The sequence below is a fragment of the Palleronia rufa genome (assembly GCF_000743715.1).
Lineage (GTDB): Bacteria > Pseudomonadota > Alphaproteobacteria > Rhodobacterales > Rhodobacteraceae > Palleronia > Palleronia rufa.
Map to the genome: position 1 here is coordinate 40,023 of NZ_JQEY01000004.1, position 15,816 is coordinate 55,838.

Here is a 15,816-nt window from a genome sequence, read left to right on the forward strand (position 1 = left end):
ATGCTCTAGTGCGGCACCCACAGGACCCCGGCGGCGGGGATCGTCGCGCCGTCCACGGTGACCGGTTCCGGCGCGTAGTTGAACCAGAACCGATGGGTTTCGGTGTCGCGCAGGCGCAGCCCGTCCGGCAGACGCCGCGTTCCGATGCCCGCCTCCCGGCAGAGCCCGCCCAGGATCCGGTCGCGCGCGGTCTCATCCGGCCAGCCGCCCATGTAGAGCACCCGCCCGGCCCGCAGGATGGCCGCGGCGCCGTCGGATCGCCGTTCCACGGTGTCGGCATCGCCCTCCAGATCCTCGACCCATCGGGTGAAGTTTCCGCCCGGGGCCAGCGGTCTGTCCGCGCCGGGCGGCAGGCTTTCGACCATGGTCACGCGCGCGTCGAGCCCGGCCAGGGCGGGCGGCAGCGGCACCGGGGTGGCCATCTCCGTGTCGCGCGCGTTGGTGCGCGGGCCCAGCAGCGCCAGCCCGTCGAGCCGTGCCGCGAACCCGTCCGGCAGGGTCGCGATCCCGGGCGCGACCACCAGCCCGTAGCCGGACGCATCCCCGTCGGGCGGCAGGATGTCGATGTTCAGGCCGAGGGCGCGCAGCCCCCGGTACATCTCGAACGCCAATTCGAAATAGTCGAAATCGCGGCCCTGGGGCTGCGTCTCCCAAGCCCATGCAGAGGCGTAGTCGACGATCAGCGCCACGTCCCCCCTGGCGCAGCCGGCGGTCGGCAGCTCGGTCAGTTCGCTGGCCACTTGCGCGGCCTCGGTCAGGGCTGGGGCCGGGGCGCTGTCGGGACGCAGCAGGCCTGCGTGGTGCTGTTCCTGTCCGAACGGCGCCTGACGCCAGCGGAAATAGGCGACGACCTCCGCGCCGTGGGCGAAGGCCTCCCAGGCCCAGAGCCGCGCCATGCCGGGCAGGGGGGCGGGGTTGTGGGGCGCCCAGTTCACCGGACCGGGCTGCTGCTCCATCACCCACATCCGCCCGCGACCGACGCCGCGGTAGAGGTCATGGTGGAACGCCTGCATGTCAGGGTCGCCCTGACGCAGGAAACGCGCCTTTCGCGCGGCACTCGCCGGGGTGCGGTCGGACAGGAAGCCGATCGGATAGCTGTCCCAGGAGGCGATGTCCAGATCGCGTCCGACCGCGAAATGGTCGAAGGCCAGTTCCCGGCCCATGTAGTTGTGCAGGAGCGGCGCGTCCGTCGCCGCGCGCAGGATTTCGGTCTGGGCGCGGTTGAACCGCACCACCATGTCGGACGAATACCGCCGGAACGCCATGGCATGGGCGGGGTTCGGCTCGGTCACGGTGAGATGGGGCAGGCCGATCTGGTCGAAACTGCCGTAGTCCATGGACCAGAACACGTTGCCCCAGGCCCTGTTCAGCGCCGCGACAGAGCCGTAGCGGTCCGCGCACCAGCGCCGGAACCCGTTCCGCGCGGCATCCGAGTAGCTGATCACCGTGTCGTGGCAGCCGTATTCGTTGTCGGTCTGCCAGGCCGCGATCCGCGCGTCGCGGCCGTAGCGGTCGCCCAGCAGTGTGACGATGCGGCGGCACTCGTCCAGGTAGCCGTCATGGCTGAAGCAGTAATGCCGGCGTGAGCCGAAACCGCGCGTGCGCCCCTCGGCGTCCACGGCCAGCATGTCGGGGTGGCGGTCCAGCATCCAGCGCGGCGGCGTGGCGGTGGGCGTGCCCAGGATCACCTTCAGCCCCGCGTCGGCCAGCACCCCTATCGCGCGGTCGAGCCAGTCCCAGTGAAGTTCGCCGGGCGCGGGCTCTATCCGGGTCCAGGCGAATTCGCCGATCCGGACCCAGGTCAGGCCGGTCCGGGCCATGCGCCGCGCGTCCTCGGCCCAGATCGCTTCGGGCCAGTGTTCGGGATAGTAGCAGGTGCCCAATGTGCGCGGCGTCATGGCGAGACCCGGTGCTCCCTCTGCCCCCTGGCCATCCCGCCGACGCGGAAGGTGCGCCCGTGGCCGCTTTCGGCGGTCAGAACCTCCTCCGGCAGGCCGACGGTGGCCGAGGTGCAGTAGAGCGTGGAGAGATCCGCGCCGCCCAGCGCCGGGCAGGTCACCTGGCGCGCGGGCAGGTCCACCGCGGCTGCGAAATCCCCCATGGGCGTATAGCCTGCGACCCGCCCGCTGCCCCATTGCGCGGTCCAGATCGTGCCCTCCGCGTCGCAGATCGCGCCGTCGGCCAGATGGTCGCTGCCGCGCAGGTCCACGGCGATGGCGGCCTCTCCCACGGGCCAGCCGTCCCCGTCCAGCCGCAGGCGCTGGATCGTCTGCTGGGGCGTATCGGTGTAATAGGCCGTGCTCCCGTCGGGGGCGAAGCAGATCGCGTTGGGGATCGACACCTCCGCCACGATCCGGCGCAACTGGCCCTTGTAGTAGCGGTAGATCGCGCCGGCGCCGGCGGTCTTGGCCAGTCCCATCGTGCCCACCCAGAAACCGCCGAACGGATCCGCGCGCCCGTCGTTCGAACGGGTGTCGGGCCGGTCGCGTTCCAGGTCGCACAGGGCCTCGTGCCGCCCGGTGGCCAGGTCCAGCAGCAGCAGCGCGCGCGCCGAGGCGACGAGAAGTCGGTCGTAGTCCACCCACCCCAGGCAGGACACTTGGGTGTCGAAGGTCCAGTCCCTGAGCTTGCCGTCCTCCCGCGCCAGCACCCGGTTCGACAGGATGTCGCACCAGAAGAGCTGCTGCCGCTCCGGGTGCCACAGCGCGCCTTCGCCCAGCAGGCAGCGGGTGGTGTCGTGGATCTCGACCCCGGTCATCCCAGCACCCGGTCATGGGCTGCGGCCAGATCCGCGGCGCGGGGGGCAACGTCCCGCGGGTGGTCGCCGGGCTTGTAGAGCGAAGAGCCGATGCCGAAGCCCGCGGCACCCGCCGCGACCCAGTCGCGGAACGCGTCCGGACCCACGCCGCCGACCATGTAGAGCCGCGCGTCGGTCGGCAGCACCGCCCGGAGCGCGGTGAGCCCGTCGACCCCCATCTGAAAGGCCGGGAACACCTTGAGCGCGGTGGCCCCGGCCTTCAGGGCGGCGAAGCACTCTGACGGGGTGAGCACGCCGGGATAGCTCTCCAGCCCGGCGGCTAGTGTCGCCGCGACGACATCCGGATCGAAATTCGGCGATACCACCATCCGCCCGCCGGCGTCGCGCACGCGGGCCACGTCCTCTGCGGTCAGCACGGTGCCGGCGCCGATCCGTGCCGCGTCGCCATGGGTGCGGGCCATCGCCTCGATCGAGGCGAAGGGCGAGGGCGAGTTCAGCGGCACCTCGATCCGGGTGATCCCGGCCTCGATCAGCGTGGCGCAGATCGGCAGGGCTTCTTCGGGGTCGATGCCGCGCAGGATGGCGATGATCTCTCTCATGGTGCGGTCTCCAGCAGGGCACGGGCGGCCTTGAGGCCGGCCAGGGTGCAGGCGTCGGCGCGGGTGCGCAGGGGCCGCGCGCCCTGCGACTCCAGCGCCCGGGCGTAAAGGGCGCAAAGTGCGGGCGCGCCGACCAGCGCAACCTCCGTCCCCAACCAATAGGCGCGGGCATGGGCGAGTTCCGCGCCGATGAGCAGCCCCGACAGCCGCGCCCGGGCGGCGGCGGGCGCCAGCCCGTCCAGAAGCGCCGCGGCGCGGATCTGGAACAGGCGCGCGGCGGTGGCCTCGGGGCGCGACAGCCCGTCCGACGCGGCGCCGTCGAAAGCCGCGTCGTCCCAGCCGTCCGACAGGCTGTGGCGCAGGACCGTGTGGCGGGCGATGGCGGCGAAGAGCTCTCCGGTCATCGCGGTCTGGAACGACACCACCTCACCGGCGGAGACCTGGACCCACTTGGTATGGCTGCCGGGAAGGGCGATCACGCCGTCAAAGCCGGGGTTGATGGCCAGGAACCCGGCGATCTGGGTCTCTTCGCCGCGCATGATGTCGGGCGGCGCGGCCTGTGACAGGCCCGGCACGATCCGGATGTCGAGCCGCGGGTCGGATGCGGCCGCCCGGGCGAACCCGCCCGTGAGCGGCCGGCAGGGAACCCCAACATAGGCCGCTTCCGACCAGCCCTGCCGCGCGCCGACCATGCCGCAGGCCACGACCGTCACGTGGTCGGGCAGGGTCCAGCCGGCGACCAGGTCCAGGAACGCCCGCTCGAACGCGTCCGGCGCCAGCGATCCCATCCCCAGGTCCGAGGCCGCCTCTGCCAGCACCGACCCGCCCCGGTCCATGGCCCAGGCCCGCACGTTGGACGTGCCCCAGTCCACGGCGATCCACGCGGGCGCGGTCACAGCCGCTCTCCCTCGATCACCCACATGGTCGCGGGCCACGACCACGGCAGCTGGATGCCCTGCGCCATCAGCGCCGTGCCCGACAGCGTGACCGGACCGTCCAGCAACGCCGGCGTGCCGCGGCTCTGCGGCGGGCGGTCCTCGGGGTTGGCCAGGGTCAGGCGGTAGCGCGCGGCCGGCTCCAGACCGGCCGCGCGCTGCGGGCGCGGAAGCGCCTGGGCAGAGGTCGCGTGGCGCCCGACGAAGAGCACGAAACGGCTGCCGTCGCGGGCGATCTGGATCTCCGACGTGATCGCCGGGTCCGCGCTGTCCAGCGGCAGCGTATCGCCACCCAGGCGCCAGTCGCGCGTGGCCTTCCACCAGGCGGTGATACGGGTCAGGGCCGCCGACTCGTCCCCGGTCAGTTCGCGCGGGTCCATCTCGAACCCCATGTGGCGCTGGGCGGCGACCCAGGCGCGAAACGCCATCGGCAGGACCCGGCCGGAGGAATGGCAGGTCCGCGGCCCCACATGGGAGCCGGTGACCGCAGGGGGCAGGACCAGCGCGGCCTCATGCTGCATCCGCAGCCGTTCGATCGCGTCGTTGCTGTCGGAGAGCCAGACCCTGTGGGTGCGGGCCAGGATGCCGGCGTCGATGCGCCCGCCGCCGCTGGCGCAGCTTTCGATCTCGACGGCGGGATGGGCGGCGCGCAGGCGGTCGAGCAGGTCGTACACCCCTTCCGTCTGGGCGGCATCGACCACCGGCAGGACGCGGTTGTGGTCCCATTTCAGGTAGTCGATGGCATGCGCGGTCAGCAGGCCGTCCAGCACGGCGAAGAGATGGTCGCGGACATCGCCGCGGGCGAGGTCCAGCACGAACTGCCGGCGACCCGGCACCTGGTCGTCGGGCCCCAGGACCCAGTCGGGATGGGCGCGGAAGAGGTCGCTGTCGCGGTTCACCATCTCCGGCTCCACCCACAGCCCGAAGGTCATCCCCAAGCCCTGCACCCGGTCGATCAGCGGCGCCAGCCCGTCGGGCCACTTGCGGCGGTCCACGGTCCAGTCGCCTAGGCTGGTGGTGTCGTCGTCCCGCTGTCCGAACCAGCCGTCATCCAGCACGAACCGCTCCGCCCCAAGGGCGGCGACGCGCTCTGCGATATCGGCCAGTGTGTCCAGCGAATGGTCGAAATAGATCGCTTCCCAGCAGTTGTAGTGCACCGGGCGGGGTCGGGCGGGATCCGGCCAGGCCACCACCCGGTCGCGCAGGTAGCGCTGGTGGGCGCGGGCGATGCCGGCCTCTCCGGTGGCGGAATAGGCCAGGATCAGGGGCGCCGAGCCGAACCGGGTTCCGGGTGCCGCGTGGGCGTCCCGGGCGCGGCCCATCTGCAGCTGACGCCGACCGTCCGGCAGTTCTTCGGCCAGGAAACGGTGCCCGCCGGACCAGGCGAGGTGCAGCGCGTGGATCTCTCCCGCGTGGCGCGTGGCGCCGTGAGAGCGGACCAGCGCCATCGGCGGGTGCTCATGGCCCGACCGCCCGGTGCGGGCTTCGCGCAGGCGTGCGCCGTGGGTCCATGGGGTGGACTGCCGGTGGAATTCGCGGATCCATGTCCCGTGCCAGTCCTGGATGGCGTCCGACATCTGCGGCGCCGGCACGACCGGAGCGGAAAGCCAGTGGCAGCGGATCGGCGCGGCGCTTTCCAGCGTCGCCTCGGCCACGATCACATCGTCGAAGGCCGCGAACCGGGCGGTGTAGTCCAGGCCCAGCGCGGCGTCCGTCAGGCGCAGGGTCAGCCCGTCGCCCTGCTCGGCCGTCTCAAGATGGAACCGCGGCGACAGCGGGCCGGAGGCATCCGACAGCGCCAGTCCCGGCTGGCCGGGAAAGCCCCGCGATGCCTCGGGGCAGATCGACAGCGGCGCGACGAGGTCCAGGGATCCGCCGCCCAGGTCCGGCGCGGCCGCACGGGCCAGGGCCGACAGGTCTTCGTCCCAGGGCAGGGGCGCGCCCCAGTGCACCACCTCGGCCATGCCGCTGTCCGGCATGGCGATCACCAGACATTGCGTCTTCGTATCCAGGCGAAATGTGCGCATGGCTACTTGACGGCCCCGAGGGTCAGCCCGGCGATGAAATGGCGCTGCATCAGGAAGAACATCGCCACGGGGGGAAGTGCGGCAACGATGCTGCCCGCGCTCATCAGGTGATAGGCCGCGCGGTACTGGGCGTTGAAGGACGTGATCCCGGCGGTCACCGGCTGGCTCTCCGCGCCCTGGGTCAGGACCACGGCCCAGAAATAGTCGTTCCAGATGAAGGTGAAGACCAGCACCGACAGGGCGGCCAGGGCGGGTTTCATGAGCGGCAGGACGATGTACCAGAAGATCCGCCATTCTGCGATGCCCTCGACGCGGGCGGCCTCGAACAGCTCACGCGGGAGCTGGCGGATGAAGTTGCGCATGAAGAGCGTGCAGAACCCTGTCTGGAAGGCGATGTGAAAGAGCACGAGGCCCCTCTTGGTGTTGTAGAGGCCAAGCTCCAGCGTCAGGTCGCGCACGGGCACCATGAGGATCTGGAACGGCACGAAGTTTCCCGCGACGAACATGAAGAAGATCCACAGGTTCGCGCGGAACCGGTAGATCCCCAGCGCGAAGCCGGTCATGGCCGACAAGGCCACGGCGCCGATCACCGTGGGCACGGTGATGAGCACCGAGTTCAGCATATAGCGCGGCATCTGGCTCTCGAAGAACACCTTGCCGTAGTTGGAGAAACCTTCGAAAGAGGACGGCCAGCCCCAGTAGTTGGCGTTGGTGAAATCCGCCCCCGGCTTGATCGAGAAGATCGCCACCGCGATCAGCGGCAGGAGCCACAGGATGAGGGCGAGCGGCAAGAACGTCTGGTAGGTCAGTTGCGTCGCGCGGGGCCGTTTCTCGACAGGAGTGGGAAACATGGCTCAAAGTTCCTGAACGGGGGGCAGGGCGGCTTGCGCCTTTTTCGTCAATCCGGCCCGGATGGTGCGATAGGATTGCGCGATGCGGTGCGCGGCCTCGTCCGTGTCGAGAGACGGCAGATCGAGCCTGACCCAGGCGCCGCGGAAATAGGCGGGTTTGCCGGCCGCGCCCACCTCGATCAGCATCCGCGCCATGTCGATATCCGGACACCGGACCACGGCATGGTCGTCGTTGCCGGCGCGCGCGCCGCCATGACCGAAACAGGCGAACATCTTGCCGCCGATCTTCCAGGCGTCGAGCTCTCCGGGTCCCGACAGCACCGCGCCCGGATGCGCGGCGCAGAGCGTGTCGAACTCGGCCCGCGTCATCGCCCCTGCTCCTCACGCCACATGGACCACAGGAAATAGGCTATGAAACACAACATGATAAGGAACAGGACCACGGCGATGGCCGCGCCATAGCCCATGCGGAACCCGTATTCCGACAGCGCGACCTCGAACATGTAGAAGCTGAGCACCCGGCTTTCCCCGAAAGGGCCGCCGTTGGTCATGATCGAGATCAGGTCGAAGGACCGCAGCGCGCCGATGATGGTCACCACGAAGGCGATGAACGTGGCCGGGCGCAGCTGCGGCAGGACCACGTGGCGCAGCATCCGCCAGCCCTTGGCGTTGTCCAGGCGTCCGGCCTCGATCAACTCCGGGTTCACGGCGTTCAGACCCGTGAGATAGAGGATCATGCAATAGGCCGTCTGCGGCCAGAGACCGGCCAGAATGATGCCGTAGGTGACATAGGCCGGGTCGCCCAGGACGTTGATCGGCCCCAGCCCGATCCAGCCCAGCATGATGTTCAAAAGGCCGAAGGCGGGGTCGTAGAACCAGGTGAAGACCAGTCCGACGACCACCTGCGAGATCACGAAGGGAAAGAAGAACAAGGACTTGTAGATCCGGATGCCGGTCACGGTCTGGTTGAGGAAGAGCGCGATGAACAGCCCCGCCGGGATCGCCAGAAGGTAGAGGAGCAGCCAGATCACGTTGTTGCGGAGCGACGTGTAGAAGGCCGGATCGTCCCAGAGTTCCCGGTAATTCGCGAGGCCCACGGGCTCTGGCGCGCCGAGCCCGTCCCATTGGGTGAAGGAGATGCCGACCGACTGGAAGATCGGCAGGATCACGTAGACGGCGAAGAACAGGATGCCGGGCGCCAGGAACAGCCAGGGGGTGACGGCGATCTGGTTGCGGTGCCACCAGGAACGGCGGACGCGGGACTGGGGGAGCGTCGCGGTGGTCATGGGGCCGCCTCCGATGGGGGTCCGACGCGGGTCGGATGCCCGTGCGACTCCTGTCGGAGTCCTGTAGGAGCCTGCGCGCGCCGGGGAAGGGTGCGGTTAACCCGGCCGCGGCGCCGGAGCAGGCCCGGGCCGGGCGCGTCCGGAATGTCGGGGCGGGCGGCGGCGCGGGCCGCCGGGTGCAGGCGGCGGCGTGCCTGCGGGACCGCCGTGGCCCGATCCGGCCGCGGGCCGTCGCCCTGTCGCGCGGGGCCGAAGGCGCCGTGCCGCAGGACGGCGCCGTCCGCCGTTCCCGCCGGGGCGGGGTGCCGGCGGCACGGGGCCGCGCCGGTGCGGCGGGCGGCGGGGCCGGGCGCGGGTGGTGCGCTGCGGGCCGTGGCGCGGGTGCGCGCCGCGATGGCGCCGGGGGGCGGGTCGCGGCGCATCGGGGCGCCTGCGGTCCGGCGGGTGCCGGTGCCTGCCGCGCCCGGGACGGCGACCGGCGGCCGGCGGAGGGCGGTGCGGTCGTTGGGAAGGGACAGGGCCATGGCACGCTCCGGCGGGGAAGGGCCCGGCGCGGCGGTGCGCGCCGGGCCAGTGGGTCACTCGTAGATGCGCTGGCGGGCCTTTTCGAGCTGGTCGAGCACCATGTCGAGATCGTCCGGGCGCACCATGAAGCGCTGGAACCCTTCCATGGCGACCTTGGCCATCTCTGCCGGTGCGTCGCGGTCGAAGAATTGCGCGATGCCCCCGGGGCTGTTCGACGACAGCGTTTCGAACCCGGCCTTGAGGAACTTGTCGTCCGCGACCGAGCTTTCGGAATTCACCGGCAGCTGTCCCAGCGCGTCGGGTTGGTTGATCCGGGTCTGCACCTCCGGCGAGGTCACGTAGCGCAGGAACGCCTTGGCGGCCTCCGGGTTGGTCGCGCCGGAGGGAATGTGGAACGTGTCGGTCGGCGCGTCCTCTGCCAGCTCCACCTCCGGGTTGATGGCGGGAAACTGGTTGTAGCCCAGCTGCGCGTCCGTCAGCCCGCCTTCGCGCATCGGGGCCACCGCGAAGTTGCCCATCAGATAGGCCGCCGCGTCGCCGTTCAGCATGAACGGCAGCGCCTCCTGCCACGAATAGGCGGTGTGGTCGTCGATATAGGCGCCCATGTCGATCAGCTCGCGCCAGTTGGCGAAGGTCTGGCGCACGCGGTCGTCGGTCCATTCCACCTCACCGTTGGTGAGGGCCATGTGGAAGTCGTAGCCGTTGGTGCGCATGTTGATGTAGTCGAACCAGCCCGCGGCGGTCCAAAGGAACTTGGTGCCGATGGTGAAGCACTTCACGCCCGCGTCCAGAAGGGTCTGGCAGTTGGACTTGAAGGTGTCCCAGTCGTCGGCGGGTTCGATCCCGTTCTCTTCGTAGATGTCGGCGCGGTAGTACACGCCCCACTGATAGTAGGTGTAGGGCACGCCCCATTGCTTGCCGTCCATGGTCATCGCCGCCTTGGTCGAGGCCAGCTGGTCGGACAGATCGCCCTCCCACACGTCGCTGATGTCCATGAACAGCCCCGCGTCCACATAGGGCGCCATGCGGTTGCCGGCGTACCAGTTGGCCACGTCGGGCGGGTTGGCCGACAGGAAGTTGCGGATCTGCGTCTTGTAGGCCTCTCGGTCGATGACGGTCAGATCGACGGTGAGGCCGTCGTGCATCTGGTCGAATTCCCGCGCCAGCCCCTCGATCACGGCGCGCGGCGCGGGGTTCGACATGTCCGAGAAGATCCGCAGCGTGCCGGACAGGGCCGGTTCGTGCTGTTCTGCGGCGGCGGCGGACGCGGCGACGAGCGCGACCAGCGCGACCCCTGCCTTGAAGCTGGATCCCATGAGTTCCTCCCTTACGGTTCCATTTTACGAAACTTGGTTTTGATTGTTGAAAACGATAGACGACCCGCATAGCTTGTCAACAACCGACGTGCCGGCGCGGGTCGGCAGGCAGAGGGGTCCGGACATGGCTGCACGGGACGGCACCGTAGGCAAGGCGCTGGACGTGCTGGACCGCGTGGCCGCCTACGGCCGGCCGGTGCGGTTCTCCGAGCTGCTGGCAGAGGGGCGCTATCCCAAGGCCACGCTCTACCGGTTGCTGCAGGTTCTCACCAGCCAGGGGCTGCTGTCGCACGATCCCGACACCGGGCAATACGGGCTGGGGATGCGGCTGGTGCGGCTGGCGCATGCCGCCTGGGCCACGGCGTCGCTGGCGCCGGTGGCGCGGCCGCATGTGGACGCGCTGGCGGCGCGGACCGGGCAGGTGGTGCATCTGGCGCAGCTCGACGGCGGGCAGGTGCTCTATGTGGACAAGGTCAGCCCGCGCGCGGGGGTCGAGATGTTCTCTGCCTCCGGGCGGATCGGTCCGGCCTATTGCACCGGGGTGGGCAAGGCGATGCTGGCGTTCCTGCCCCCGCGCGAGGCCGAGGCGGTGCTGGCGCAGCAGTCGTTTCATGCCTTCACCCCGGCGACGCTGGACGCGGCGGCGCTCGGGGCCGATCTGGAGCGGATCCGCGCCGAGGGCGTCGCCTGGGACCGCGAGGAGCATGAGCCCGGCATCGTCTGCGTGGCCGCGCCGATCCTGAGCCGGGGCGGGCGGGTGCTGGGGGCGGTGTCGGTGACATCCGCCCTGGGGCGGGACGGTCTGGACGGGCTGGCGGGACATGGCGAGGACGTGCGGCGCACGGCGCGCGCCATCGGGGAGGACGCGCAGGCCTGGCGGTTCCCCGAGCGCGCCGAGATGCGCATCGCGGAACGAGGGTGAGGAGGAGAACGGCATGGCGGGCGTGAGCTTGACCGGCGCGATCAAGAGATACGGCGCGACCCAGGTGATCCACGGCATCGACCTGGAGGTGCGGGACGGGGAGTTCGTGGTGTTCGTGGGCCCGTCGGGCTGCGGCAAGTCCACGCTGCTGCGCATGATCGCCGGGCTGGAGGAAACCAGCGAGGGGCGGATCGAGATCGGCGACCGCGATGTGACGCGCGAGGATCCGGCCGAGCGCGGCGTGGCGATGGTGTTCCAGACCTACGCGCTCTACCCGCACATGACGGTCGAGGAGAACATGGGCTTCGGCCTGCGCATGACCGGCCACGACAAGGCCGAGATCAAGCGCAAGGTCGGCGCGGCGGCAACGGTGCTGCAGCTCGACCCGCTGCTGAAACGCAAGCCCGCCGCACTTTCGGGCGGCCAGCGCCAGCGCGTCGCCATCGGCCGCGCGGTGGTGCGCGAGCCCGACGTGTTCCTGTTCGACGAGCCGCTGTCGAACCTGGACGCGGAGCTGCGCGTGGAGATGCGGGTGGAGATCGCGCGGCTCCACAAGGAGTTCGACGCGACGATGATCTACGTCACCCACGACCAGGTCGAGGCGATGACGCTCGCCGACAAGATCGTGGTGCTGAAGGACGGGCGGATCGAGCAGGTCGGCGCGCCGCTGGAGCTTTACCGCGATCCCGACAACCGCTTCGTCGCCGGGTTCATCGGATCCCCGTCGATGAACTTCCTGGAGGCCGAGGCGGTGGCCGGCGGGTTCCGCGTCCCGGCGCTGGACCGGGTGCTGGAGGTGCCGGTGCGCCATCCCGGCGAGGGCACGAAGGTGGTGATCGGGCTGCGCCCCGAGCATCTGGAGACCGACCGCGCCGCCTCCGGCATGACCGTCACCCTGACCGAGGCGCTGGGCGGGGTCAGCTACGCCTATCTCGAAACGAAAGGCGGCGAGCGGCTGGTGGTGGAAGAGCGCGGCGACACGCGCTCTTCGGACGGCGACCGCGTCGGGCTGACCTTCGATGCGGGCAGGGTGATGGTGTTCGACGCCGAAAGCGGGCTGCGGATCCGCTGACGGACCGGTCCCGCCCCCATCCCCGCGGCGGCCGGTCGCCGGCGCGGTTCGGGACCGACGTGCGGGGCGTTGCGCCGCACCCGCCTGTGGCCCCGGCCGGCCCGCGCTAGAACGATACGAGAGCCTGTGCAGGAGACCGACATGGCCCACGACACCCGCGCCAACCGCCGCTTCCGCTCTCAGGAGTGGTTCGACAACCCCAACAATCCGGGCATGACCGCGCTCTACCTGGAGCGCTACCAGAACCAGAGCTTCATCCGCGAGGAGCTGCAGTCCGAGCGGCCGGTCATCGGCATCGCCAACACCGGATCGGACCTGGCGCCGTGCAACAAGATCCACGTGTTCCTGATGGACCGGATCAAGGCCGGGATCCGCGACGCGGGCGGCATCCCGATGGAGTTTCCCGTCCACCCGATCCAGGAGACCGGCAAGCGGCCCACCGCGGCGCTCGACCGCAACCTGACCTATCTGGGGCTGGTCGAGGTGCTGCACGGCTATCCCATCGACGCGGTGGTGCTGACGACCGGCTGCGACAAGACCACGCCGGCGCTGCTGATGGGGGCGGCGACCATGGACATCCCGGCCATCGGGCTGAACGGCGGACCGATGCTGGACGGCTGGTGGAAGGGCAAGCGCGTGGGCTCCGGCGGGGTGATCTGGGAAGGCCGCCGGCTGCTGGCGGAGGGCCGGATCGACTACGACGAGTTCATGGACCGGGCCTGCGCCTCCGCCCCCTCCATGGGCCATTGCAACACCATGGGCACGGCCAGCACCATGAACGCCCTGGCCGAGGCGCTGGGCATGACCCTGCCGGGCCAGTCCGCGATCCCCGCGCCGTTCCGCGAGCGGCTGGAGGCGGCCTATGCCACCGGCCGGCGCATCGTCGAGATGGCGTTCGAGGACCTCAAGCCCTCCGACATCCTGACGCGGGAGGCGTTCGAGAACGCCATCGTGGTGAATTCCGCCATCGGCGGGTCCACCAACGCGCCGCCGCATCTGGTGGCGCTGGCGCGCCACGCGGGCGTGGAGCTGACGACCCGGGACTGGCAGACGGTGGGCTTCGACGTGCCCTTGCTGCTGAACATGCAGCCGGCCGGCGTCTATCTGGGCGAGAGCTTTCACCGCGCGGGCGGCGTGCCCGCGATCATGGAGGAGCTGCGCCGCGCCGGCCGCCTGCACGAGGGCTGCATGACCGCGACCGGGCGGACCGTGCGCGAGAACGTGGAGGGGCGCGGGTCAACCGATCCGGACGTGATCCGGCCCTATGACGATCCGCTGCGCGAGAACGCGGGCTTCCTGGTCCTGTCCGGCAACCTGTTCGATTCGGCGCTGATGAAGACCAGCGTGATCTCAGCCGATTTCCGGACCCGGTTCATGGAGGGCGGCGTCTACGAGGCAACGGCGGTGGTCTTCGAGGGCCCCGAGGATTACCACGCGCGGATCAACGAGGCCGGTCTGGACATCGACGAGACCACGATCCTGTTCATCCGGGGGGTCGGCTGCGTGGGCTATCCCGGCTCCGCCGAGGTGGTGAACATGCAGCCGCCCGACCGGATCCTGAAGGGCGGCCTGATGCATCTGCCGACCGTGGGCGACGGGCGGCAGTCGGGCACGTCGGAAAGCCCGTCGATCCTGAACGCCTCGCCGGAGGCGGCGGTGGGCGGCGGGCTGGCGCTGTTGAAGTCGGGCGACCGGGTGCGGCTCGACATCGGTGCCGGCCGGCTCGACGCGCTGGTGGACGAAGCCGAGTGGGCGGCGCGGCGCGCGGACTGGACCCCGCCGAAGCTGGTCAGCCAGACGCCCTGGGAAGAGATCTACCGCAGCCATGTGGGCCAGCTGGGCGAGGGCGGCTGCCTGGAACTGGCCACCGCCTATCAGCGCATCCGCGCCACCCTGCCGCGCGACAACCACTGAGCCGGGCAACGGGCGGCGCGCAGGGCCGGCCAGCGGCGCCGGATCGGGCCGGGCGCGCCACGGGAACGCCCCGGGGCCGAGACGGCGGTGAAAGGGGGCGCGGCCCCCGACGTTCTGGTTGCTGTGGTTGGCGAACAGTGAGTGTTGAAACTCGCGTCCTGCAAGGCATCGGTATGCCTTATGTCAGGGCGGGAACGAAACGTTCAGACAGCGGAAGACCGCTCGAAGAATTCTCCGGGCGCCTCGATCGGCACGGCGTTGGTGCCGCGCACGGTCGGACCCTTCGCCGTCAACGTCTGTCGCAATGCGCTCTGCGCCTCGTTCTCGTTGCCTCCGATCCCGCACGAGGCGCGCCGGGAACGCGCCCGCGATAGGATCAAGGGGTCCGGCGAACATCGGGCCTATATCTGCAACGTCTGCGGACAGGGTTCGCGGTGGACGTCCGACGTCGCCATGGTGGAAGATTATTCCCGCCTCAGGCGTCCGAATAGGGAGCCAAAACGGGATCATGTCCCGAATTCAGCGTGTTCCAGCCACCCTGTGCCGCTCACCCAGATGAACTCGGCCCTTCGCGCGCCCCAAGGGTGATCCGCGGTATCGGTGCACGCGCTGCAGGAAAAACCTTTTCCATCGGATCGCGAAAGCGCCGGCAGGATCAGACCAGGGAGACCGGTGAAATCCTGCGGCTCCCGGTCAGCGATGTGCCGCTCCGAAGGATCATGGAGATCGCCGATGCGCCCAGCCGCCGGCTCTGCAACCGGATCGACTTTCCGGCCCGGCCGTGTCGGGATTTTCTGCACAAGGACAAGGCGTTCGCTGGGAGAAACCGCGTTCTTTCGACCGGCGGGCAAACCATCCTGGCGAACGGGCGGCATGCCAATCGCGTTCCGGATGTTCCGATCCGTCACCCGGTCACGGTCGACCGGGACACGGGCTCTGTCGTCGCCGCCACCACCGACTTCGGCCCCGAGACCGACGCGATCGCGCGTGCTTCGTCGATGCCTTTGATTTTCCCCGCGCGTGGCATCTGCGCGGTCGGGTGAACGCCCTGCCGAACACCCCGTTCGCACCGCCTGAAACGACCGGCGAATACCGCTCCGGTCGTCCGCGCCGGATCGACACGGACCCCGAACTGCGCGCCTTCCTGCTGGCGCGGATCGACCCCATGACCGATCCGGAGCCCGCGCAGGCCGTCGCCGAGACCTTCCCGCTGCACTGCCGCGTCGGCCAGAGCGCCATCCAGGACCGGTGGATCAACCGCCCTGGCCGCGAACGCCCGTCCGGATCAGCGGACCATCCCGGAACCGCGCCGGTAGTCCGCCCTCTTCCGGTGGAAAACCAGTGAAACGGGGTGACAGAAACAAGTGAAAGCACACACGAGGGGACATGACGGGGGCGGCGTGTCGGTAGCGGCCTGCCGGCACGGGCGACGACGGGGGTCTGCGGCGGCGGTTGACCGGAAACGGCCGTGCCGGGCGGCGCGCGACGGGGAGGGTGTGACAGAGGACGGCCGTGACGGGACGGCATGTCAGAGCCGGTCGGACGGTGACGGGTGTCCGCGGCTGGGGTGAGCGGAACTGGCCGTGCGGGCGGCGCGCGACGGGGAGGGTG

The 15,816-nt window shown here is 70.2% G+C and carries 14 protein-coding genes; 5 read left to right on the top strand and 9 right to left on the bottom strand.

Annotation, left to right across the window (positions count from 1 at the left end):
* Positions 1-5: 5 nt before the first annotated feature.
* The 9 genes from KW83_RS07595 to KW83_RS07640 form a co-directional block, all read right to left on the bottom strand.
* On the bottom strand, positions 6-1,898 hold the full coding sequence (locus tag KW83_RS07595; protein ID WP_036177049.1) for a beta-galactosidase: 1,893 nt from the start codon (positions 1,896-1,898) through the stop codon (positions 6-8).
* The gene (locus KW83_RS07600; protein ID WP_036177050.1) at positions 1,895-2,758 is read right to left on the bottom strand and encodes an SMP-30/gluconolactonase/LRE family protein; all 864 of its coding nucleotides are present in this window, start codon (positions 2,756-2,758) and stop codon (positions 1,895-1,897) included. Before KW83_RS07600 ends, KW83_RS07595 begins: the two co-directional genes overlap by 4 nt.
* On the bottom strand, positions 2,755-3,357 hold the full coding sequence (locus tag KW83_RS07605) for a 2-dehydro-3-deoxy-6-phosphogalactonate aldolase (protein WP_036177052.1): 603 nt from the start codon (positions 3,355-3,357) through the stop codon (positions 2,755-2,757). The genes KW83_RS07600 and KW83_RS07605 overlap by 4 nt, the downstream gene beginning before the upstream one ends.
* Positions 3,354-4,253, bottom strand: coding sequence for a 2-dehydro-3-deoxygalactonokinase (locus KW83_RS07610; protein ID WP_036177055.1), 900 nt, complete (start codon positions 4,251-4,253; stop codon positions 3,354-3,356). The genes KW83_RS07605 and KW83_RS07610 overlap by 4 nt, the downstream gene beginning before the upstream one ends.
* Positions 4,250-6,319: an alpha-galactosidase gene (locus KW83_RS07615; protein WP_036177057.1), complete on the bottom strand. Its 2,070-nt coding sequence runs from the start codon at positions 6,317-6,319 to the stop codon at positions 4,250-4,252. Before KW83_RS07615 ends, KW83_RS07610 begins: the two co-directional genes overlap by 4 nt.
* 2 nt (positions 6,320-6,321) lie before the next feature.
* The gene (locus KW83_RS07620) at positions 6,322-7,170 is read right to left on the bottom strand and encodes a carbohydrate ABC transporter permease (protein ID WP_036177059.1); all 849 of its coding nucleotides are present in this window, start codon (positions 7,168-7,170) and stop codon (positions 6,322-6,324) included.
* A gap of 3 nt (positions 7,171-7,173) precedes the next feature.
* Positions 7,174-7,539, bottom strand: coding sequence for an MmcQ/YjbR family DNA-binding protein (locus KW83_RS07625; RefSeq protein WP_036177061.1), 366 nt, complete (start codon positions 7,537-7,539; stop codon positions 7,174-7,176).
* Entirely contained in the window at positions 7,536-8,456 is a 921-nt protein-coding gene (locus tag KW83_RS07630; protein WP_036177063.1) for a carbohydrate ABC transporter permease, read from the bottom strand. The genes KW83_RS07625 and KW83_RS07630 overlap by 4 nt, the downstream gene beginning before the upstream one ends.
* Positions 8,457-9,034: 578 nt before the next feature.
* Positions 9,035-10,297, bottom strand: a complete 1,263-nt coding sequence (locus KW83_RS07640; protein ID WP_036177067.1) for an ABC transporter substrate-binding protein — start codon at positions 10,295-10,297, stop codon at positions 9,035-9,037.
* Positions 10,298-10,421: 124 nt separating this feature from the next.
* On the opposite strand from KW83_RS07640, the gene KW83_RS07645 reads away from it, so the two are divergent.
* The 5 genes from KW83_RS07645 to KW83_RS07665 all read left to right on the top strand — a co-directional run bounded on the left by KW83_RS07645 (position 10,422) and on the right by KW83_RS07665 (position 15,550).
* On the top strand, positions 10,422-11,219 hold the full coding sequence (locus KW83_RS07645) for an IclR family transcriptional regulator (protein ID WP_036177069.1): 798 nt from the start codon (positions 10,422-10,424) through the stop codon (positions 11,217-11,219).
* A 13-nt stretch (positions 11,220-11,232) separates the two neighbouring features.
* Positions 11,233-12,291, top strand: coding sequence for an ABC transporter ATP-binding protein (locus KW83_RS07650; protein ID WP_036177071.1), 1,059 nt, complete (start codon positions 11,233-11,235; stop codon positions 12,289-12,291).
* A gap of 141 nt (positions 12,292-12,432) precedes the next feature.
* Complete coding sequence (locus KW83_RS07655) at positions 12,433-14,205, top strand: IlvD/Edd family dehydratase (RefSeq protein WP_036177073.1); 1,773 nt, start codon at positions 12,433-12,435, stop codon at positions 14,203-14,205.
* Positions 14,206-14,789: 584 nt separating this feature from the next.
* Positions 14,790-15,248: a hypothetical protein gene (locus KW83_RS07660; protein ID WP_152563514.1), complete on the top strand. Its 459-nt coding sequence runs from the start codon at positions 14,790-14,792 to the stop codon at positions 15,246-15,248.
* Positions 15,245-15,550, top strand: coding sequence for a hypothetical protein (locus KW83_RS07665; protein ID WP_036177076.1), 306 nt, complete (start codon positions 15,245-15,247; stop codon positions 15,548-15,550). The genes KW83_RS07660 and KW83_RS07665 overlap by 4 nt, the downstream gene beginning before the upstream one ends.
* Positions 15,551-15,816: the final 266 nt, after the last annotated feature.

Bases quoted from the DNA above. Each gene is read 5' to 3' on its own strand.
- KW83_RS07595 (WP_036177049.1), bottom strand. From the start codon at position 1,898: ATGACGCCGCGCACATTGGGCACCTGCTACTATCCCGAACACTGGCCC.
- KW83_RS07600 (WP_036177050.1), bottom strand. From the start codon at position 2,758: ATGACCGGGGTCGAGATCCACGACACCACCCGCTGCCTGCTGGGCGAA.
- KW83_RS07605 (WP_036177052.1), bottom strand. From the start codon at position 3,357: ATGAGAGAGATCATCGCCATCCTGCGCGGCATCGACCCCGAAGAAGCC.
- KW83_RS07615 (WP_036177057.1), bottom strand. From the start codon at position 6,319: ATGCGCACATTTCGCCTGGATACGAAGACGCAATGTCTGGTGATCGCC.
- KW83_RS07620 (WP_036177059.1), bottom strand. From the start codon at position 7,170: ATGTTTCCCACTCCTGTCGAGAAACGGCCCCGCGCGACGCAACTGACC.
- KW83_RS07625 (WP_036177061.1), bottom strand. From the start codon at position 7,539: ATGACGCGGGCCGAGTTCGACACGCTCTGCGCCGCGCATCCGGGCGCG.
- KW83_RS07630 (WP_036177063.1), bottom strand. From the start codon at position 8,456: ATGACCACCGCGACGCTCCCCCAGTCCCGCGTCCGCCGTTCCTGGTGG.
- KW83_RS07640 (WP_036177067.1), bottom strand. From the start codon at position 10,297: ATGGGATCCAGCTTCAAGGCAGGGGTCGCGCTGGTCGCGCTCGTCGCC.
- KW83_RS07645 (WP_036177069.1), top strand. From the start codon at position 10,422: ATGGCTGCACGGGACGGCACCGTAGGCAAGGCGCTGGACGTGCTGGAC.
- KW83_RS07650 (WP_036177071.1), top strand. From the start codon at position 11,233: ATGGCGGGCGTGAGCTTGACCGGCGCGATCAAGAGATACGGCGCGACC.
- KW83_RS07655 (WP_036177073.1), top strand. From the start codon at position 12,433: ATGGCCCACGACACCCGCGCCAACCGCCGCTTCCGCTCTCAGGAGTGG.